Genomic DNA, 22,031 nt, shown 5'->3' on the forward strand with positions numbered 1-22,031 from the left:
GCGGGGCGAAGGGGCGCTAACAGTAAGTTTTAGAAGAAATTTTATAATAAAGCTTCAAAAGTTCACAGGACGGAGGTTTAACAACATTGAAAGCAAAACTTATCTTAACAGCATTATTTCTGTCTTTCTTTACCTCGCTTTTTTCCTATGAACTCTTCTTCTCCGGTGGAGAATTAGCACACTTTATAAACCAAAAACTAACAACGAGCACTTCAGTAAAAGTTGTATCTTTCAGTTTGGATGACACAATTTCTAAAAAATTATCAGCTATAAATCACCAAATATTTTTAGAAAAAGATGGTGGATATTCTGGTGATTTAAATTTAAACATCAAATATGACAAAAACACCGATGGTTATCTACATCAAAAATATATGATTTTTGATAACAACTCAGTATTATTTGGAACCGGAAATTTTACTGCAAGCGGTTTATTAACAGATTTAAACATCTTTATCTACACCGAAGATGAAAAGATCGTAAAAGTTTTTCTTGCTGAATATGAAAACTTTCAAAGAGGTAAATTTGGATATTCAAAAAAAGCAATCAATGAGCGCCTAAACACGACAGAATTCGGGAAAGTAAAAATAGTAACTGGGCCATCAAAAGAGGTCCTTAACTCAGTTTTAAATGAGATTAAGAGATCCAAAATTTCTATAAAAGTTTTTTCATATTCTTTCACCGATCCCTACTTCGTCCATATCTTGGAACAAGCTTCCTCCAATAATGTAGTTGTTGAAATACTATCCGACGATTGGAACAAAATCTACACATCACCATTAAAATATATGCAAGGCATAAATATAAAGTATAGAAATGACATTCATGCAAAGTGTGTAACAATAGATGGAGAAATGGTCATTATAGGAAGTTACAATCTGACCTACAGGGCAAGAGAGAAAAATGACGAAATGGTTGTAATAATTAAAAATAAAGGGTTAGCTGACATCATAAATAGAAAATTTGATTTATTATGGCAAGAATGGTAAAATATATTGGTGTTTCTTTTTTTCAATACCAAAAAAGGAGGCCTGTGCTTTTAAAAAATCAACTAAAAGCACAAATTAGCTATGAAAATAAGAATATCTTTGGCCCAAATGAATTCCACAGTTGGCGATTATCAGGGAAATATTGAAAAGATAAAAGATTTCATCTCTAAGGCAGACGAAAAAGGTGCCGATCTGATACTCTTTCCAGAATTAACTCTAAATGGTTATCCTCCCGAAGATTTAATCTTAAAAACTCAATTTTTAAGGGATTCTTTGAAAAGTATAGAAGAAATACAAGATTTTAGCGAATCTAAAGATGTTGTAATAGTTTTAGGTGCTGTTGACTGGGATGTTGAATCCTACAACACTGCTTTTGTTATTTATAAAGGGGAAATCTATGGTAGTTATAAAAAGATGTTCTTACCAAACTACTCTGTTTTTGACGAAAAAAGATATTTTACTGCCGGTAGAACACCTTTTTTAATGGAAATTGAACGGATCAAAATAGGAATAACAATTTGTGAAGATCTGTGGGTTCCCAATGGACCGGCTGTTTCCTTAGCCCAAAACGGAGCCAATTTGATTTTAAATCTTTCTTCGTCTCCTTTTTATAAGGGAAGAAATAAGGTAAGGTTCGAAATGCTCAAAACTAGAGCATCAGAGTTATCAAGTTGGATTGCTTATTGCAATAATGTAGGTGGACAAGATGAGTTGGTTTTCGATGGTGGAAGCGTTGTAATTAACCCATACGGAGAAATAGAATTAAGTGCTCCTTCTTTTGAAGAAGGGTTGTATTTTATAGATATAGATCCCCTAGAACCCACTAGAGCGAATTTAAGGGAAGGAAAAAGGAAACATTACAATCAAAGTGCCTATTATGAAAGTGTAAATACAATCAAAATAGGGAAAAAGATTACGGGAAAAAATCCTATAAAAGCTATCAAAGTTGACTCTTTTGATCTATACGAGCAATTGTACCTCGCTGTAAAAACAGGGATAAAAGATTATGTATGGAAAAATGGTTTCCAAAAAGTTGTATTAGGACTAAGTGGAGGAATAGATTCCTCGCTCACGGCGGCTATTGCTGCGGACGCTATAGGTCCTGAAAATGTTTTAGGATTACTAATGCCTTCTCAATACTCTTCTAAAGGCAGTATCGACGATTCGATAGAACTATCCAAAAATTTAGGAATAAATTACAAAATAATTCCGATAAATGACATATACGAAAAATATATTGAAAATTTGAAAGAAAGCTTCAAAAGTACTGAAGAAGACAAAACTGAAGAAAACATTCAAGCAAGGATAAGGGGAAACTTAGTAATGGCATTTTCGAACAAATATGGATATTTAGCCTTAGCATGCGGAAATAAAAGTGAAGCAGCTACAGGATATGCTACAATGTATGGAGACATGGCCGGGGGATTCTCTCCCATTAAAGACTTATACAAGACAGACCTATACAAAGTTGCCAGAAAATACAACGAACTTCACGGAAAAGAAATTATTATAAAATCTATATTAGAAAAACCGCCTTCAGCAGAGCTTAGACCAAATCAAAAAGATGAAGATACCTTACCTCCATATGCTTTACTGGATGAGATTTTATTCAAGTATATAGACAGAGAAATGTCTTATGATGAATTACTACAGGAAGGATACGATGAAGGGTTATTGAAAAATGTAATAAATATGGTCAACAAGAACGAGTACAAAAGAAGGCAATCTGCTCCTGGTATAAAACTAACTGAAAGAAGTTTTGGAAAAGACAGAAGAATGCCAATTACTAATAAATATATTCCCTGGTAGTTAATGTCGGTGGGTTGCTAGGTAAGGGGTAAAGGCGACGTTTCCTTGGGGATGAGCTGCAGGGTCCAAGGGGCCCTTCGGCCTTTTCCTTATGGGGTGGGCTGCGGGGCGAAGGGGCGCTAAATAAAGACTTTTTTCCTCACGGATGGGCTTTTGAGGATGAAAGAGGAAAGACCTTTTTCCTTAAGGGTGGGCTGCGGGGCGAAGGGGCACAAATAAAGACTAAGCGCAGCTTACAAAAAAACGATGCCAACAATTAACGAAAAAATGCTCTACTTTTTAAAGGGTCACAGGGCGGAGCCCTTTTGCAGCCTTGTGCAAAAAGGTTTTTATAAAGCCTTAGAATTGACTTCCAAATTTCCATTTGCGTAGAAAATGATGTTTTTCTCAGATCTATGCAATAAACTTTAATTTTGAACTTGGGGTTTTTAAGGGGCTTGCCCCTTAACGTCCAAGGGTGGGGAGCGGGGGAAAGGGCGCTAAAAACAACCATTAAAACAGGAGAAAAAATCATGGAAGAAAAAGAAAAAGACCAATCCAACGACAGTCTAAAAAATTTATTAATCATCATTGGCACTATGGCAGTCATATATTTTGCAACTTTCATACTATGGAATTTGTACGTAGAAAACTTAGAAAACCATTATTACTATCCATATGTAAAAATCAAAGAAACCGGCTACGAACGGGTTAAAAAAATGCCTTTTTCGCCCAAAGGTTACAATATAACTATTGAAAAAAGCAATATCACAAACACTTACACAGTAAAAACGAAGTTTGGTTCATTCAATATTCAAACATTTGACGATAGATTCTTCTTTTTTGAAAACTCTGATATGGTAGTAATCTCATATCCTTCATACGATTTCAGAGGTCTTGAATATTCTGTAATTCTAAAAAATGGGAATATCTTTAAATTTGTCATAGTACCAAACGAAGAAATTGTGGAAGATATCTTCACCTTTGTTGAAAACCTTCTAAGAATAAGGGTTTTAGAGGTTCCAGAATTAGCAAATTATGATTATATCAAAGAAAGTGAGGACAGTTACACCATTGAAAGTAAAAGACAAGAATTTACTTTGTCAAAAAATTTAATAAGCACAGTAGGTGAATCTCAAGACTACATTTATTTCATTTCTAAAAAGTATGGCTTGTTCAACAAGATTTACTATTTAGAAAAATCAACCAATAATTTTGGAGAACTAATAATGATATCGGAATCTCAAGAATTTTGGAGCAATAATTAGAAAATTTAGAAATAAAGAATTTTCAAGTATTATATTTATTTTAAAAAAGTTACTGGGATTGGGTCCAAAAGGGGTTATCTAATTTTAAAGATTCTATCAAAAGCTATATTGGGAGGGTAAAACATGGATTTTATAAGTAAAATTACCGTCGTTCCAAAAATCCCAGAAAAGATTTCTGGGTTAAAAGAACTCTCTGAAAACATGTGGTGGACTTGGAATTATAAAGCTCAAGCCTTATTCGAAAACATAGACAAAGAGCTTTGGGAATCCACCCAGAGAAACCCGGTCACTTTTTTAAAGCGTGTGGAACAAAAAAAGTTAAACAAAGCTGCAGAAGATTCAAAATTTAATGAACTCTATCAAGAAGTCATGAAAGGGCTCTCTGATTATATGAATGAAAATAGCAACACATGGTTCAGAAAAACCCATAGTTCTTTTAAAGAAGGGGAAATTGCTTACTTTTGTATGGAATACGGCCTTCACGAATCTTTTCCAATGTATTCTGGCGGTTTAGGAATATTGGCTGGTGATCATCTAAAAAGTGCAAGTGATCTAGGTATACCGCTTATAGCTGTAGGTTTATTATATCAAAAGGGGTATTTCATTCAGAAACTCAATTCGGAAGGTTGGCAAGAAAGTATATATTTAGATTACGATTTTTCGGATTTCCCTATAATTCCTGCCAGAGATAGCAACGGAGATGAAATATACGTCGATATAGACCTATTGGGGAAAAAGATATTCGCTAAAGTATGGCAAGTAAAGGTTGGAAGAGTGAACCTATATCTTCTTGACACCAACCTAATGCAAAATGACCCTGAAGATAGAGAAATAACCTCCACATTGTATGGTGGAGACATAGAGATGCGCATAAAGCAAGAAATATTAATAGGGATTGGTGGAGTTAAAGCGGTAAGAAAGTTAGGATACAACCCATCTGTTTGGCACATGAATGAAGGTCACGCTGCATTCTTAGGGCTTGAAAGAATACGTGAATTAGTTCAAGAACATGGCTTAACTTTTCAGGAAGCAATTGAAGCGGTTCGGGCTGGAAACGTTTTTACCACTCACACTCCTGTACCAGCTGGAAACGATGTATTTTCTATTTCTTTAATTGATAAATATTTTGGAGACTTCTGGCCTAAATTAGGAGCTTCAAGGCAGGACTTTCTAAATTTAGGATTAGAAAAGCAACAAAGCACGGAAGAATTATTTTCAATGACCATTTTGGCGCTAAAACTCTCTGGAAGATCAAATGCAGTTTCAAGGCTACATGGAGAAGTATCAAGGAAGTTATGGAACCATGTTTGGCCTGGTATTGAATGGTTGGAAGTACCTATAAACTATGTCACCAATGGTGTACATATAGACACATGGTTAAACCCAAAATTACAGGAATCTTTAAAAGAATACTTGGGCGTAGACTGGATGTCAAAGATAGACGATCCAGAACTTTGGGAAAAAATTGACAACATCCCTGACCATGAACTATGGGAAACTCACCAACAACTAAAGAAAGAATTAATAGAATACGTCAGAAAAAGCATAAAAGCACAAAGATCGAGACATGGAGAAACAGTTGAACAACTTGAAGAAGTAAATCAAATAGGTGATGAAAAAGCTTTAACTATTGGTTTTGCCAGAAGATTTGCTACTTACAAAAGAGCAGATCTAATATTCAGTGATGAAGAAAGATTAAAAAAGATTTTGAACGATCCGGACAAACCCGTACAATTAATATTCGCTGGTAAAGCTCATCCTGCAGATAAACCAGGTCAAGAACTCATAAAAAAGATATACGAATACTCACGAAAACCAGAATTTCAAAATAAGGTAATAATTCTGGAAAATTACGATATGGATATGGCAAGGCACTTAGTTTCGGGTGTTGACATTTGGTTAAACAATCCTAGACGTCCAAGAGAGGCATCTGGAACATCAGGCCAGAAAGCCGGAATGAATGGAGCTATAAACTTCTCAGTTTTAGATGGCTGGTGGGTTGAAGGATACAACGGTAAAAATGGATGGGCCATAGGGGACAACAGAGACTATGAAGACTTGAAATTACAGGATAAAATAGACAGTGTTTCAATATACAACCAATTAGAAAAACAAATAGTGCCTCTGTACTATGAAAAAGAAGAATCTAACGTTTCAAAAGAATGGGTATCAAAGATGAAAGAATCTATTAAAAGTGTCACGTCTTTCTTCAACACATCAAGAATGCTCAAAGAATACACTCAAAAACTATATATGCCAGCTCTTGAGCAACACATACGTTTTTCAAACGATGACTTTAAATTGGCAAAAGAATTTGCCGGTTGGGTTAAATTATTAAAAGAAAATTGGGACTCTATAAAAATACATGTCAAACTCGATCAAGATATTACTGGCGTAAAAAATGCAGAAGAAGAAATAGGAGTACAAGCAGAAATATACTTGCCAGGTATAGGGCCTGACTCAATCCTACCAGAAGTTGTATTTGCAAGGTTAAAAGACGGAAAAATTGCCAATATAAGGCGGTACGATATGAAACTCATCAAAGAAGTACAAAAAGACACATATCTATACTCAGTAAAATTTAAAATAGAAGACAGGGGGGAATATGGAATAAATGTAAGGGTAACACCTAACAATCCTCTCATGCCCCATAAAAACTACTTGATGGGACTAGTAAAATATCCTCAATAAGATTTTGTAAATTTTTAATAGACCCCCTTGATTTCAATATATTGTCGTGTTATCATATAAAAGTACAATATATTGATTCAAGGGGGTAATTTTCATGAGAGTTTTAAATAAATGGATCCAAAAAGAACCATCGAAGAATGCAATCACCATATTAAAAGACAGATATTTCTTAAAAGATGGCGAAGGGAATTATTTAGAAAGCACATGGGATGAAGTTGCAAAAAGGATTGCAAGACATGTTGCTGCAGCTGAAGTAAACTATACCAACGATGTAGAAGAAATAAAAAATGCAGAAGAGCATTTTTATCAACTAATTAAATCTCGAATTTTCTTACCAAACAGTCCAACGATATTCAACGCAGGCAAAACAATGGACAGACAATTATTCAAAAAAGATATAGAAGAAACAACTTTAGAAGACTACAAAACAATTTTTGATTCAAGAACAAAACACAACATGTTATCTGCATGTTTTGTAATCCCTATGGACGACTCAATGAACGCCATATTCGATGCGGTAAAAAATGCTGCTTTAATAATGAAATATGGAGGAGGAGTGGGATACGACTTCTCTGTTTTACGTCCAAAAGGTTCTTCTATTGCTGGAACAGGGGGAAAATCCTCCGGACCCATTAGCTTCATGCATGTTTTCAACACAGCAGCTTCCACGATAGAACAAGGTGGGGCAAGGCGGGCAGCTCAAATGGCTGTACTAAGGTATGATCATCCCGATGTCTTTGACTTTATAAATTCCAAAAAAGACAACAAAGGCAACAATGTCTTGAATTACTTCAATATTTCAGTGAACATTGACAACCCAAAAGAATTCAAAAAAATGCTCGAAGAGGATGGAGATCTCACCTTAGAACATCCCGCATCATCCATAAGAAAGACTATCAAGGCAAACGATTTAATGAACAAAATGGTAGAAAACGCATGGAAAACGGGAGATCCTGGCATGCTCTTCCTTGGCAGACACAATCAATACTACGCAATGAGTGAACATACCCCAGTCACCGCCACAAACCCATGCGGAGAAGAACCACTACCACCTTTTGGAAGTTGTAATCTCGGTTCTATAGACGTTGCAAAGTTGGTTGAAGACATGGATTTAGGAAACCCCAACTCGGATGATATTTCAGAATTCCAAGAAATAATATATTGGGCTGTTAGATTTTTAGATGACGTCATAGAATCAAACATCTACCCTCTAAAAGAAATTGAAGAAATATCGAAAAAGCAAAGATTTATTGGATTAGGAATGATGGGATTAGCAGATGCATTATACATAAAAGAGCTACCTTACAACTCAGAACAAGCCAGAAAGTTCATGGCAAAATTAACCGCTGAATTAGCGTATTTCTCTCATATTGCAAGTACTGAATTAGCCAAAGAAAGAGGCAATTTCCAAGATTTTCAAAGATCCAAATACCCGGACGGTTTCATACCATTTCCCATGTTGGATGACGAAATAGACGAAGACATAAAAGCATGGAATGAAAAAATACGTCAACATTTTCAAGGCGAAGCCACAAAATACAAAAGAAATGTACAAACGAACACCATAGCCCCAACAGGTTCAATATCTAACTTGGCAGACACATCAAGTGGAATCGAGCCAAATTTCTTACTATCCTATGTAAGATACATGACCAACAAAGAAGGAGACAGAGTTCCCCTATCTTATATAAATCCAATATTAATGGAAAAAATAGGCACCAACATGACAGAAGAGTTAAAAGCTGAAATCATTGAGAAAGGAAGCATTCAAAATATAGACAGCATACCAAACGAAATTAAAAAAATATTTGTAACCTCAATGGACATACCACCAAAAGATCATTTATTAGCCCAACACGTAATTCAAAGTTATCTTGATGCTTCATGTTCTAAAACTATAAACATGCCTAAATCTTCAACAATAGAAGACGTTAAAGCTATCTATCTACAAGCATTAGAATTAAATCTAAAAGGATTAACTATTTACAGAGATGGGAGCCTTGAAACTCAAGTTCTAACCTCCGCTTCCAAAGAAGAAAAAGAAACATCCGAAACACAAGGCAAAAGCGTTACATTCTTCGTATTGGACGAAAAGCATAAACTAAGGGCAAGGCCAAGAAAAGAAACCTTACGAAGCGTCACACGAAAGTTCAAACACGACACGGGAACAGTATACGTCACCGTTTCCTTCGATGATGGCGGTGAAGCCGTAGAAATCTTTCTATCAGATGGCACAGAAACTGCAGAGGTTATTGGAAGATTATCATCCATAGCTTTAAGAGCGGGCGTCTCAACTGATGAAATAGTTGAGCAATTAAAAAAAGTTAAGGGAACATATTGTAAAGAATTGGCACAAGAAATAAGCAAAGCCCTCAACGATTTCAACCAATTATGGGGATCTCAAATAGAAGATTATGAAGTAATAAGAACGGGAACGCCGAAAACCAGGGAAGAAGTAGAAAAATTCGTATACGCCAACGACTTAAAATACGAAAAAGGATATTATATAGACTCAGAAGGCAACGCATACTGCCCAAGCTGCTTATCTAAAAATACCCTGATAAACGAATCAGGCTGTGTTACCTGCACCACTTGCGGATGGTCAAAGTGTTCTTAAAAATATATATATATAACAAATATTCAAACCCGGTGGAAATGCTCACCGGGTTTTTATATCGTAAATACGACTTAGCTATAATAATTTTAATAACGTGGATTTTATTATCAGAAGCTATTCTTTATCTACTTTTTTACTACTAGAATAACTAATTACCTTTACATCTTCTACAGTAATTAATCCATCTTTAACTAATTCCTGGACCTCAGGTAATATTTTTTCAATCTTTTCAGCCTCATCTACCACTTCTATTATCAAAGGAAGATCTGAGGATAATTGTAAAATATGTGCACTTTCTATTCTACTATTTAAGCCGAAACCTTCTATGCCTCTAATGACAGTAGTACCAGCCATCCCAGCCTTTTTAAACTTCTTAACTAAAACGTGGTAAAGTGGCTCATGATTCCATTTATCTGTTTCACCAATATATATTTTTAAAATCTTGCCTTCTCCTGAATATTGCATAATTTTCTCCTTTCTATGGACTACCTAGCAATTTAAATAAATTTATTAAGAAAACGGAATTAGCTAATAGCCTTTGCTAGAATAATGCCCCCCATAACAGAAACAAGACCTAAGAGCAAATTCGAAAGGATATTCATTACAGCAAAGAACCAATCACGTTCTTCAATAAGAACAACTGTCTCATAACTAAAGGTTGAAAAAGTAGTCAGAGCACCGATAAATCCCGTGGTGATTGCCAATCTAAGGTAAGGATGAGTTAAACCTTTCTCTAGGAAAAAGGTCATTATAAATCCAAGAAGAAAAGACCCAAGAACATTAACTATTAAAGTACCATAAGGTAAAACACCCTCAAGTTTCAAGCTAACCCACCTCGAAAGCAAAAATCGACTAATCGCTCCAAAAAATCCTCCTAACCCTACAAAGAAAATTTCTACCATATTTGGCTCCTTTCTTTTTCTAAAGATCTTTTAACATTATTATATATTATAATTATTCAAAAACAAAAAAAGTTATAATATTTATGGAGACCTTAAAATAGAAGATAAAGAAAATAATAAAAAAAGTCTGTCGATCTCCAATAAGGTAAAAATCCTAGGGGATCGACAGACAAGTGGTAAAAGTCACAAGCATCATATCATGTATATTTGAATTGAATTTTAACAATTTTTCAAAATTTTGTTTGACAATCGTAATTATTTATGATATAGTATTTATAGATATCTTATGCCTTTTTATCCTACCTATGAGGAATGGAAACGTTTCTTCTTGTTTCACAATTTCAAGAACTTTTTTTTCTTTTTATCCTACCTATGAGGAATGGAAACTCCATTGAAAAAGGCTTTCCTTGAAAAGAACCCTATGCCTTTTTATCCTACCTATGAGGAATGGAAACTCTTTTAAATGTTTCTATTTTTTTGGGTTCCCACGACTTTTTATCCTACCTATGAGGAATGGAAACAGCCTATAGCCCCAGACTTTGAAATAGCGTCTACTACTTTTTATCCTACCTATGAGGAATGGAAACAAAATAAGTCCGCTCAAGATGAGGATTAAGTTGGAACTTTTTATCCTACCTATGAGGAATGGAAACTTTATTTCCTTTATTATTATATTCAACAGTATTGAACTTTTTATCCTACCTATGAGGAATGGAAACATAAAAAGATTTATGATTTTTTAGAAAATTCGGATTTTACTTTTTATCCTACCTATGAGGAATGGAAACAGTTCCACAAAGAAATTTTCTAGCTGCCTGCTTGCCTTTTTATCCTACCTATGAGGAATGGAAACTTTCCTAAAGCGACGATTGTACTTCCGAGTCTATCAACTTTTTATCCTACCTATGAGGAATGGAAACGTTGAAGATGTAGGAATGAATACATGCATAATTTTTCTTTTTATCCTACCTATGAGGAATGGAAACTCGTCCCAAATGTTTTGCTTTCCCTGTGGCATTCTACCTTTTTATCCTACCTATGAGGAATGGAAACTTTGGAGGTTTAGATCGGTTGCACCTTCTGAAACTTGCTTTTTATCCTACCTATGAGGAATGGAAACATAATTCGACCTTTAGCTGTTTTCCTTTGAGCATATCTTTTTATCCTACCTATGAGGAATGGAAACTTCTTCTCCTTCTTCAAATATACTACTTTCTATATCACTTTTTATCCTACCTATGAGGAATGGAAACCTAACTAAAGCCCCAAGAGCTGCTATACCTGCGGCTAACTTTTTATCCTACCTATGAGGAATGGAAACCCCCCTTTTCTAACTCCTTAATTTTCCTTTCTAATTCTTTTTATCCTACCTATGAGGAATGGAAACCCCCCTTTTCTAACTCCTTAATTTTCCTTTCTAATTCTTTTTATCCTACCTATGAGGAATGGAAACATTTTAAAATTCTCTGGAACAATTTTTCTTAACTCCTTTTTATCCTACCTATGAGGAATGGAAACGAGGGAACACCCTTTGTAACTCTGAGTTCACTGTTACCTTTTTATCCTACCTATGAGGAATGGAAACCCTCTAAACTAATTGAGGAGGTTATCCTGTGGGTATCCTTTTTATCCTACCTATGAGGAATGGAAACTCCAAAAGATAAAAGAAATAGTAAAGATTTATGACACCTTTTTATCCTACCTATGAGGAATGGAAACCAAGCTTACTTTGAAAACAAAGAAGTAGTGTATAACTTTTTATCCTACCTATGAGGAATGGAAACCTCCAACGGAGCAAAAGGGATAAAAAAGAGGTGAATACTTTTTATCCTACCTATGAGGAATGGAAACAAACCCGAGTGGTTTATAGGATGGTTGCTAAGTTTTTCTTTTTATCCTACCTATGAGGAATGGAAACTTGTCTTTATCTCTCCACGCATTATATTTCCATAAAGCTTTTTATCCTACCTATGAGGAATGGAAACTAGATTGTAATTGCGACATCCGTTGCTTTTGCAGCTAACTTTTTATCCTACCTATGAGGAATGGAAACGCAAATCAACTCTACGTTCTGGATCTTCTTCTTTATCCTTTTTATCCTACCTATGAGGAATGGAAACTAGATTATGTCTTTTCTGAACTTTCATCTGAGGTATCCTTTTTATCCTACCTATGAGGAATGGAAACTCTAATAAACTTCTAATTTGATAACCAAAACATCTGCTTTTTATCCTACCTATGAGGAATGGAAACTACACAAGTGTATTTAAAGTATCTACTACTTCCCTAAACTTTTTATCCTACCTATGAGGAATGGAAACTTGTTAAGCCTTGTCTTTCTCTCAATGGAACTTCTGCTTTTTATCCTACCTATGAGGAATGAAAACATCGGAAGAGTAAATAAAAATAACGGGCTTGCTGTTCCTTTTTATCCTACCTATGAGGAATGGAAACATTCTTTTCTAAAATCATTTGAGAATATTACACTCCTTTTTATCCTACCTATGAGGAATGGAAACTACTTTAAGACCTCCTTAAGTTTAATTTTCTAACCCCTTTTTATCCTACCTATGAGGAATGGAAACTCTAGAAGTCAAGGGATGGTTCACGGCAGCGGATAGCTTTTTATCCTACCTATGAGGAATGGAAACCCTCTAAACTAATTGAGGAGGTTATCCTGTGGGTATCCTTTTTATCCTACCTATGAGGAATGGAAACTCCAAAAGATAAAAGAAATAGTAAAGATTTATGACACCTTTTTATCCTACCTATGAGGAATGGAAACTTCAGTACAAAACTTCTTTGAATAACTGTCATTTCTCTTTTTATCCTACCTATGAGGAATGGAAACAGGCTTTTGATCAATATTCTTAGTTGATTCAATAACTTTTTATCCTACCTATGAGGAATGGAAACTGAAAAAGGGCGTACTGTACAGGTTCAACAGGTTCACTTTTTATCCTACCTATGAGGAATGGAAACTTAGATCGACTTCCAGAAGCTCCGTGTGCAGATGCCTTTTTATCCTACCTATGAGGAATGGAAACGTGCCTGTTGAGGGATCTATTTTTTTGACTGTATCATCACTTTTTATCCTACCTATAAGGAATGGAGGATGGAGAGAGGAATGAAAAGCTGGGGGAGGGAAAGAAAAATATTCCAAGTTTTAAATTATCTGAAATAAGAGATTTATCGAAGTAGTTTGAGTAAGCTGATTCTATACTAATGCCAAGTATTTAAACATTAAGTTTGCTCTTAAAAATATCACTCCTTTGTTGTGAATGTTCACAGCAAGGAGTGATTTGTTTTTGTGAAGTGCTTTATAAGATATTTTTTTTGACTCACTTAGAAAAATAATGGGGAATTTAAACTGGAGTTAACTAACTTTACCAATGGAAAAAGGGGACAAGATATTTTGTTGCATAAGAGGAGTTTATAATTGAATAATTTATTCTTCTAATGATTAAAAGAGTATTTTTCCTTTGTTTATAATTCATTTTTTACAATCCCACTTTTTGAAAGAGAATCAATTTATTATAAATAAATTAATAAAGCATGTTATAATATTTTTATACTTTGTAAATTGAAGATCTTTTATTATTAAAATATTTTACAGAATGAAACTAATACTATTTGTTAATAATTCTAAAGAGAAAGAAGATAATGCCTGTTAGGGGGGAACACAATGGAGGAATTTAGCGTTACTATCAAACCTTTGACTCCAATATGGACAGGAGATGCTAGTGGAAAGAGTTCTACATTAAGAGAGACTGGCATAATTGGTAGCCTTAGATGGTGGTATGAGGCGTTAATTAGAGGGCTGGGAGGTTATGCTTGTGATCCAACAAATGAAAGTTTAAGATGCAAATTAGAACATGACAAATTCAATAAGGCACTAAAATCCGGTAAAACCATGTCGGAAGCATTAAACGAGCAAATCTGTTCAGCTTGTCAACTATTTGGATGTACAGGATGGTCAAGGAAGTTTAAGTTAGAAATTGAAACAGTAGAAAAGGGTTGTGCTCCGTTCGTTATTGAGGAAATACCTAACGCTCGTTTTCCTTTCTTTCTTGGATATTATAATAGTGAGAGGGCTAAAGAATATGTCAATAATGGCGGATTAATGGGAAAATATAAATTAAGATTTATTATTGAAGATGCTAACAAGGTTGACTTGTTAAAAAACTTGTTTACTTTAGCTTCAAGTTGGGGATTAGGGGCAGGTGTTCAAAAAGGTTTTGGTGTTGTTGATGTTGAAGAGAAATTGGAATTATCTAAGACTACTTTTCCTCGACAAGCAGAAAGTGACCATCTAGTCCCTTATACAGTACCTTTGCCAAGATTAGATCAATTTTTCTTTTATAAAATACCAATTAATCCCAATTTTATAAACCAAATTTTGAAGTTAATTGGTTCTAGTAGTTACAAATCAATAAAAGATTTAAAAGATAATGAACCGTTGGGAGAAGAAGTATTTTCTTCTTATCCATATCTTCCAACATCGCCATGGGTTAGAAACAAAATAAGATCACTATTTCGAGATAAATTTAAAAACAATCAAGTTTTACGACATTTATTAATGGGATTTATATCAAATAAAAATATAAAGCCAATTCATAAAGATTGTTGGGAACATTCCATTGAAAAAGATAAAAAGGATGGAGAAAAATATTATTGTGAAGTTTGCAAAAAAGGAAATATAACGAAAGACCAGATTATCGGGAAAACAGGGTCAAAAATTTTTGTATCTCATATATATAACAAAAATGCATACAAGAATAATCAAGAACCTAAGTGGGAAATGAGAATTTGGGGATGGCTTCCAGAGATTCCTAAAAAGATAAATGTTAGTAGAAAAGAAATTAAGCAGTTATTACAAGTTAAATTCAAAGATGAAGACTTTTGGAAGCAAACTTTTGACTTTATAGAAAATCCTGTTTTGATTGAAAGCATACAGGAAAAATGGGATTTAGATCCCACACTTTTGATAAATAACAGAGGTGTTTTTTATGAATGATGAAATAATTTATGATTATTATCTTAGTAAGGCAAAGACTTATAAAGATGTTGAACTTGCCCAAGTGAAAAAAGAAATTCAGGGCAAGTTAAAAAAGGATATAAATATCCAAGATTTTTATCCTACTGCTGATGACCTAAAAAATCTTCCTCAAGATTCAGTTTTAATAAAAATTTCTTTTACTCTTAAGAAGCCCTATACAAGCAAGGATGAGGGAGAGTTCCATATAATTGATGGCAAAATTTTTGAAAATCCTATTTTCAGGGACAAATTAACTGGTTTGCCAATGGTTAGGCCCTCAACATGGAAGGGGCACTTAAGATATGCTGCTGGGAAGGTGGAATTGGATGAAGTAAAGAAGAAAAAATTAATCACAAGGCTTTTTGGAAGTGAAACTGTTGAAGGTGACGATGAAGAAACATCTAAAGGTAGACTATATTTTTACCCCACCTTCTTTGAAGAAGAAGCAGAAAAGGATGTAATTACTCCTTTAAAAAGGGATACCAGGACACCTACTAAGAAAGGACCTATACCTCTTGAAGTAATAAAACCAGGCAAAAATGGGGATTTTTATCTTTTATATCTTCCGTATCCAAAAGGTAAAGATTTCAAAGAAGACGAGATTAAAGAGGATTTAGAATTTCTTGCTGAGACATTAAAATTGATGTTTTACGCCTATGGCTTTTCTGCAAAGAAAACATCTGGGTTTGGAATTATAGAACAGCTGCAAGATAAAAATGTAGAGATTTATCCTGAGGATATGAAATCAATTTTCTCAATCTTATACACCGAAGTAAACAAAACTGTTAACCATGGTGCATACAAATGAGAAAAAAAGTGATCGATCAATTAGCATTTATTATATACATTTTCGACAGTAATTGAAGGGGTGAGATGAATGTACTTTGAGAAAATCAAAAGTGCTCGACAAAATATTTTAACAGGGGAGATAGGGGCGTTATTGCACGACATCGGTAAATGCCATCCTAACTTTGTAAAAACTAAATCCAAAGAAAATATTAGAGGATTGCCTCATCATGCCCGAGATATTGATAAGTTTTTGGATGATTATTTGGTGAGATACATTAAAGATGAGAAATTCAAATTCAAGATTAATAACATAGAGTCAGGTATTTATTCTCTCATTACTAAACATCATGATAAGGATGAAGATCTTAAAGATCCTAAATATCAGTTAGTAAAATTGTTGAAAACATGTGATCACAAAGACTCCGCTGATGACAAAGGTATCGTAAGAAGGCAGCAAGGATTAGATAATACAATTATCTCTTCTCCTTTTGGGTATCAAAAAGAAAAAATTGATCTAACGAGTCTTCAAAAAAGGTTCGATGATTTACAGGATAATTTAAAAGGGTTATTCAAAAATTATATTTATGATGAGCTTGATTTATCTTGCTTTAGAAAAGGATTGTTGAATAATCTTAAAACCACTTTTTCACATGCATTAGGAGAAACAAGAATTCCTTCAAATGATGTTACACTGTGGGACCATTCTTATTCGACAGCTTCGTTATTTAAATCAGTATTATGCGAGATTGCACTGGATGAAGAACCTGATCCTGGCGAGCTTCAGTGGCGAGCGCTTGGTTTTTGCTGGGATGGTATCGGTTTTATAAACAAAGGTAAAAAGATTGCAGATATTTTAAAAAGAAATGAGATTATTGAAGAAACGAAGATCGAATTGAAAGAGAAATTTGAAGACGAAATACCAATTGGAAATGCTATATATGAAGACATAAATGGAGTTTACTTCACTTTTCCTACCTTGAAGGATGATAATGCAAAAGAACTGGCAAAAGAATGCGCAGAGGAAAGTTTGAAGATTTTAAGAGACAAAAGTGATAATGAAATCTGGCCCTTTTTCACCCTTAGCAAGCCCTCAAGGACACTTACGATTCTTAGCAGCGAGTTAAAATCTGCCGCTGAGAAGAGAGACATTCCTAAAATGAGTCCAATGTTATTTGTTGAAAATGGGGAGAAACAAATAGGTAGTAATCCAGATATTCCTCTTCCTGAAACTGATGAAGATCGTAAAGATGTATGCCCTGTGTGCAGAATGAGAACAAAACCTGTAAGTAATGAAAGGTGTGATATATGTGAAAAGAGAAGAAAAGGAAGGTTACAAGATTGGTTTAACAATAGGGAAAATACAATCTGGACGGATGAAGTTGCAGATAAAAATAACCGTGTTGCTTTACTTTCTCTAAATTTTAATCTTGATAAATGGCTTGATGGAACAATGATTGGAACGATTTTTAGTCAAACTTTTGAGGAGTGGTTAAATAAGGCAGAAGAACCTTTGCATGAAGTTGTCGAGAAGTGGAAAAAGGAAATTAGGAATGATATTGACAAGAAAGAAGAAACAATAAAAAATATGGAAAAAGCCAAGTTGAAAGAATCTGCCAAAAAAAATTTAGAAAAATTCATCAAAGGTAAAGAAGAATTGGAAAAACAACAAAATCAATTAACTTTTGTTCTCAAACCCCAAAAAGAAGTAATTTATAAACTTTTAGGTTTAGTTTTAAATTGGTGGAATACTAGAAGCCAAAAAAGCAAAGACAACGATAAACAAAAAATAGCAAAAATATTAGACACATTTTTTGAGGATATTAAGGTGGTTTCAGACAAAGATAAAAATGGCATTTACATCGAAGATCTTATGGAGAATCTACGATTGCTCATTGAGCCAAAGCCTTTTAATGTGACTAACCTACAAAGATGGTTTTTTACCCAAAACCCATCCCCAGCTCGAATATATAGAATATGGAAAGAAACAGAAGAATTCTTTGAATTGATTATAAAAGAAATAATAAATAAAATTTATTCTAATAAATGGGGGAGATTGAAATTTTCTATTGATAATAATAATTTGAAATCTAAGCTGAAACAAGGAGAAGAATTAAAAGAAAATACTCCATATCTAATTAAAAAAGAAGAATTAAACCCACAGAATCTTCTGGTCCTTCACACAAAAAATGGAGAATTTTACACCATAGAATCCCTTGATAAGTTTAAGTCTGAAGATGAAACTGGAGAAAATGCCGTTTGTGAAGCATTAAAACAAGGATTCAACTACCTTGCGTTGGAGGACAAACCAAATGAAAATCTATTAAAAGAAGAAATAGAACCTAATAATATAAAAACTGAAGAATACATCCCTCTAATTGAAATTAATAAATCTCCTCTCTCGTTGAGAATGATTGTCCCTGCTTCTGACGCTATAAAAATTTTAGAATTGATATCAAAGCTTTACAATGAAAGATTTGAAAAGGTATTAGGGAAGTTGCCGTTAAATGCCAAACTTTTAGTAACAAACAGAAAATTCCCTTTGTATGTTTTACTTGATGCTGAAAAAAGAATGTTAGCTGGATCAGGGTTTACAAAAGCTATACCAACAAATATATGGTGGAATGTGGATTCACTTAGAAATGAAGGGTTTTACGGTTATTATTCCATAAAAAAGCGTGAGGAAGGGAAATACACGCTTGATGACCTCTCTTCACTTTCAAAGGGCAAAATTTACCAAATTTTACCAGGTTATTTTGATTTCGAATTATTATTAGGAACTACGGATAGATACAACATATATTACGAAGGAGAAAATAGGGGGGACAGAGATTATAAATTATTTTCAAAAAGACCATATTATCAATATCAATTTTCAGAGTTATTGGAATTATGGGATATTCTAACTGCTAATATTTCAACTTCCCAAATTAATTTCATTGAGGAGTCTTTTATTACAAAACTAAGGGAATGGAGAAACATAGAAGATAATAACAAAGAAGATATATTCAAAGAGTTCGCTGTTGCTACATTAGAAGATGCATTTGGTAAAAAATGGGATGAGTTGTCGGAAGAAACCAGATTCTTACTTATTAATTCTTCTCAAAATAAAGCATTGTTGGATACAATCATTTTATTCAGACATATATTGAAAGAGGGGGTTGAGGAAAAATGAGGGAAGATATGGAAAATGAAAATGTCAAAGACTTGGAACCAAAAACATTTTATATGAAAGCTCTTGATCCGATACACATTGGAGCTGGTGGATATAGGCTAGGTAGAGTAGATAATACCATAGTCAGAGATCCTGCAACAGATATTCCTAAAATACCAGGAACAGCAATTGCAGGCGTAATAAGGGAGTTCACGATTCTCCATAAAATGGAGAATGAAGATGAGTGCAAGAATAAATCCACGGAAAAGGAAAAAAGAACTTGTGCAGAAGAAAAGGTAAAATCGTATTTTGGAACTGGCGAAAGTAAAGGTATGTTAAGATTTTATGATGGGCAAATTATTTTCTTCCCTGTTTCTTCGATACAGGGCACGGTATGGGTTACAACGAATGAAATACTTGAATATTGGTTTGGGGAATTAAAAGATGATCACGGAGAAAAAATAACACTCCCGAAAAATAATGATGATAAAGCATATGCATTAAAGGGTATAAAACAAAATGAGATTAACCTTGGCTGGCTTTTGTTAGAAGTTGATTCGTTGGATAATACATTTGAAAATTTACTTTCCAGTAAATTTAAACATGAAGGTATCTTAGATTATGTGCAAAGAATTGTTATTGTTTCTGAAAAATTATTTTCGCATATAGTAAATGATAATTTAGAAATCAGAACATCGGTGAAAATAGATCCAACAACCGGAACCGCGGCTGAAGGAGCATTGTTTACTTATGAAGCTATTCCAAGAGGCACAATATTAGGGTTTGAAGTAGTTAAGGATAAAACTAGGGAAAAAGGTGATATTGATATTGAAATGAAAGATGTTTCGTCATATTTCAAACTTCTTGGTATCGGAGGAATGGGAACAAGAGGATTTGGTAGGGTTGAGTTGTTGAATATTGACAATAACAAAGAGAAATCAGGAGGGAAGTAAAAAATGTTGAATCTTGATTATATCTGCATGAAATACGGTCAAGAAATAAGTAAAATCCACAATTCTAATATTGAAAACAACCTTAGAAAAGCACTTGAAAACAATCTTAGAAAAGCACTTGGAGTTTTGCAGAAAGATGGTGTTTATGCAATGTTTCTTTGGCTTGAAGGTAAAGACAAAGAAATAAGAACCCGGATTAATGAATTACTGAATAATAATGAAATAAAAAAATATTTTTTTGATAATAATTCGGCAGATCGGTTTCCAGATGACTTTTCTGAATTTTGTAAAGAATTACAAAATGTAGCTGAAGATATCGATAAACTTTTTTTTATGAAAAAGATTTTAGAACGTACATTAACTTATGCATTGTACCATGTGAAGGTTGGTAAAAATGATAAAGTTGGTGAAAACAATGTGGCAAAAACTTAGTGTTGTTTTTAAATTAAAATCACCTCTTCATATCGGTTACACTCCCTTTAAAGGTTCAGTTGTTTCACCTACAAGATATTATGTGCTTGGAAAAAATTTCTGGGGGGCTATAACTAAACGGATTACAGAATTCTTGAAGAATAATTCTCAGAGTGATAGTTCACAAAAATGCAATTATAAAAATAATGGTCGTGAAGTAATGGAGAATTTTAAATTTTCAAATTTTTATCTTTATGATGGAAAAACTGTTTATACCCCTTATTATACTGATGTTGGTTTAAAGTATGGTAGTATTCCACAAACAGAGTTTGAACATATGTTCATTGGCAGTAGGATTTCAACTGCGATTAACGGAAAAAGTCAAACTGCCGAAGATGAAACTCTTCATGAAATTGAATTTATAAACAACAAATTCAGAGATGAAAAAGGAAATATCAAGGATGTGAAAATTGCAGGCTATATTTGGATTAGAGATTCAGCAAAAATATGTGAGCATCCAGTTCAACTAGATACAAATTCAATAACTATTAATAACTTTAATATAATTCAAGAATTGATTCTTGGAGGAGAATCGAAGTATGGATTCGGACATGTTGAAATAGATGCAGTTGGGAATAATATTCCCTTGGAAATAAATAGTTCAGAACAAGGCGAACAAGTAAGAGTGGAAATAGAAAACAATAAACCTCTTTTACAGCATTTAAAGTATTCTGGTGAAATTCAATTTGAAGGGGACATAGAGCTTTTGACTGGAAGGGTATATTATGACCCGGAAAGTGAAAATAATAATGCGTCCAAAGATTTCAATAATGCTCCAGGAAAAAACATTTCAAAAGTTAAACCCTTTTTGACTCCTGGAACAAGAGTTACAGGAGAACGAGAATATGAGGCAGAATTAAATTACGATGGTACTCTTATAAACATTAAAAAAAGAAGAACAGGATGATAATTGAAAGAGTTATAGAAGAAGCACAACCTTATTTAAAAGGATTAAAGATCAAAGATACGATTATAGGAATTTCACTTATCGGGTTAGAAATTAGTAATAATCACGTATTTTAAATTAAAAATCAAGGTCTCTCTTGTAATATATTTTATTAACATAAAAAGCAGGAAGGTATGAAAAAATGTCTGTCGACCACCAATAAGATAAAAATCCCCGGGGATCGACAGACAAGTGTTAAAAATCACAAGGCTTATATCATGCATATTTGAATTGATTTTTAACAATTTCTCAAAATTTTGATTGACAATCGTAATTTTTTATGATATAGTATTTATAGCTATCTTACGCCTTTTTATCCTACCTATAAGGAATGGAAATTGATTTACGTTTAAAATACAAAGAAGAAGATAATAAACTTTTTATCCTACCTATAAGGAATAGAAATACTATTTCGATACGCTTTTCAA

The 22,031-nt window shown here is 33.7% G+C and carries 13 protein-coding genes and 2 CRISPR repeat arrays (1 of these 15 running past the window's edge); of the genes, 11 read left to right on the forward strand and 2 right to left on the reverse strand.

All coding sequences use genetic code 11. From position 1 onward, the window contains the following. Positions 1-86 precede the first annotated feature (86 nt). The 5 genes from X928_RS01780 (at position 87) to X928_RS01800 (ending at position 9,353) form a co-directional block, all read left to right on the forward strand. On the forward strand, positions 87-989 hold the full coding sequence (locus tag X928_RS01780; RefSeq protein WP_103078204.1) for a phospholipase D-like domain-containing protein: 903 nt from the start codon (positions 87-89) through the stop codon (positions 987-989). Between the two features lie 81 nt (positions 990-1,070). Beyond that, a complete protein-coding gene (locus tag X928_RS01785) occupies positions 1,071-2,798 on the forward strand; it encodes an NAD+ synthase (protein ID WP_103078205.1) in 1,728 nt (575 codons plus the stop codon). A gap of 512 nt (positions 2,799-3,310) precedes the next feature. Then, entirely contained in the window at positions 3,311-4,045 is a 735-nt protein-coding gene (locus X928_RS01790; RefSeq protein ID WP_146026617.1) for a hypothetical protein, read from the forward strand. A gap of 123 nt (positions 4,046-4,168) precedes the next feature. Continuing rightward, positions 4,169-6,736 carry an alpha-glucan family phosphorylase gene (gene glgP / locus X928_RS01795; protein WP_103078207.1) on the forward strand — a complete coding sequence of 856 codons (2,568 nt, stop codon included), beginning with the start codon at positions 4,169-4,171 and terminating at the stop codon, positions 6,734-6,736. Between the two features lie 94 nt (positions 6,737-6,830). Next, positions 6,831-9,353 (forward strand): adenosylcobalamin-dependent ribonucleoside-diphosphate reductase, encoded by a 2,523-nt coding sequence (locus X928_RS01800; RefSeq protein ID WP_103078208.1) that lies wholly within the window; start codon positions 6,831-6,833, stop codon positions 9,351-9,353. Positions 9,354-9,467: 114 nt separating this feature from the next. Here X928_RS01800 and X928_RS01805 read toward each other — a convergent pair whose 3' ends face one another. Both X928_RS01805 and crcB read right to left on the reverse strand, forming a co-directional pair. After that, positions 9,468-9,818, reverse strand: coding sequence for a DUF190 domain-containing protein (locus X928_RS01805; protein WP_103077262.1), 351 nt, complete (start codon positions 9,816-9,818; stop codon positions 9,468-9,470). Between the two features lie 59 nt (positions 9,819-9,877). After that, positions 9,878-10,255, reverse strand: a complete 378-nt coding sequence (gene crcB / locus X928_RS01810) for a fluoride efflux transporter CrcB (RefSeq protein ID WP_103078209.1) — start codon at positions 10,253-10,255, stop codon at positions 9,878-9,880. Between the two features lie 290 nt (positions 10,256-10,545). Continuing rightward, positions 10,546-13,371: a CRISPR direct-repeat array (repeat unit 30 nt; unit sequence CTTTTTATCCTACCTATGAGGAATGGAAAC). Positions 13,372-13,940: 569 nt separating this feature from the next. Here crcB and cmr1 point away from each other — a divergent pair. The 6 genes from cmr1 (at position 13,941) to X928_RS01840 (ending at position 21,564) form a co-directional block, all read left to right on the forward strand. Beyond that, a complete protein-coding gene (gene cmr1, locus X928_RS01815; RefSeq protein WP_103078210.1) occupies positions 13,941-15,272 on the forward strand; it encodes a type III-B CRISPR module RAMP protein Cmr1 in 1,332 nt (443 codons plus the stop codon). A 64-nt stretch (positions 15,273-15,336) separates the two neighbouring features. Next, positions 15,337-16,101 (forward strand): RAMP superfamily CRISPR-associated protein, encoded by a 765-nt coding sequence (locus tag X928_RS01820; RefSeq protein WP_211286417.1) that lies wholly within the window; start codon positions 15,337-15,339, stop codon positions 16,099-16,101. A 69-nt stretch (positions 16,102-16,170) separates the two neighbouring features. After that, positions 16,171-19,254, forward strand: coding sequence for a CRISPR-associated protein Csx11 (locus X928_RS01825; RefSeq protein ID WP_103078211.1), 3,084 nt, complete (start codon positions 16,171-16,173; stop codon positions 19,252-19,254). Further along, complete coding sequence (gene cmr4 / locus X928_RS01830; protein ID WP_211286418.1) at positions 19,251-20,186, forward strand: type III-B CRISPR module RAMP protein Cmr4; 936 nt, start codon at positions 19,251-19,253, stop codon at positions 20,184-20,186. The genes X928_RS01825 and cmr4 overlap by 4 nt, the downstream gene beginning before the upstream one ends. A gap of 3 nt (positions 20,187-20,189) precedes the next feature. After that, positions 20,190-20,618 carry a hypothetical protein gene (locus X928_RS01835; RefSeq protein WP_103078212.1) on the forward strand — a complete coding sequence of 143 codons (429 nt, stop codon included), beginning with the start codon at positions 20,190-20,192 and terminating at the stop codon, positions 20,616-20,618. Then, entirely contained in the window at positions 20,581-21,564 is a 984-nt protein-coding gene (locus X928_RS01840; RefSeq protein ID WP_211286419.1) for a hypothetical protein, read from the forward strand. The genes X928_RS01835 and X928_RS01840 overlap by 38 nt, the downstream gene beginning before the upstream one ends. A 348-nt stretch (positions 21,565-21,912) precedes the next feature. Then, positions 21,913-22,031: direct repeats of the CRISPR family, unit length 30 nt (it continues 2,568 nt past the right edge of the window).

Origin of the sequence: Petrotoga miotherma DSM 10691 (assembly GCF_002895605.1) — a bacterium.
In the GTDB taxonomy this organism is placed as follows: domain Bacteria; phylum Thermotogota; class Thermotogae; order Petrotogales; family Petrotogaceae; genus Petrotoga; species Petrotoga miotherma.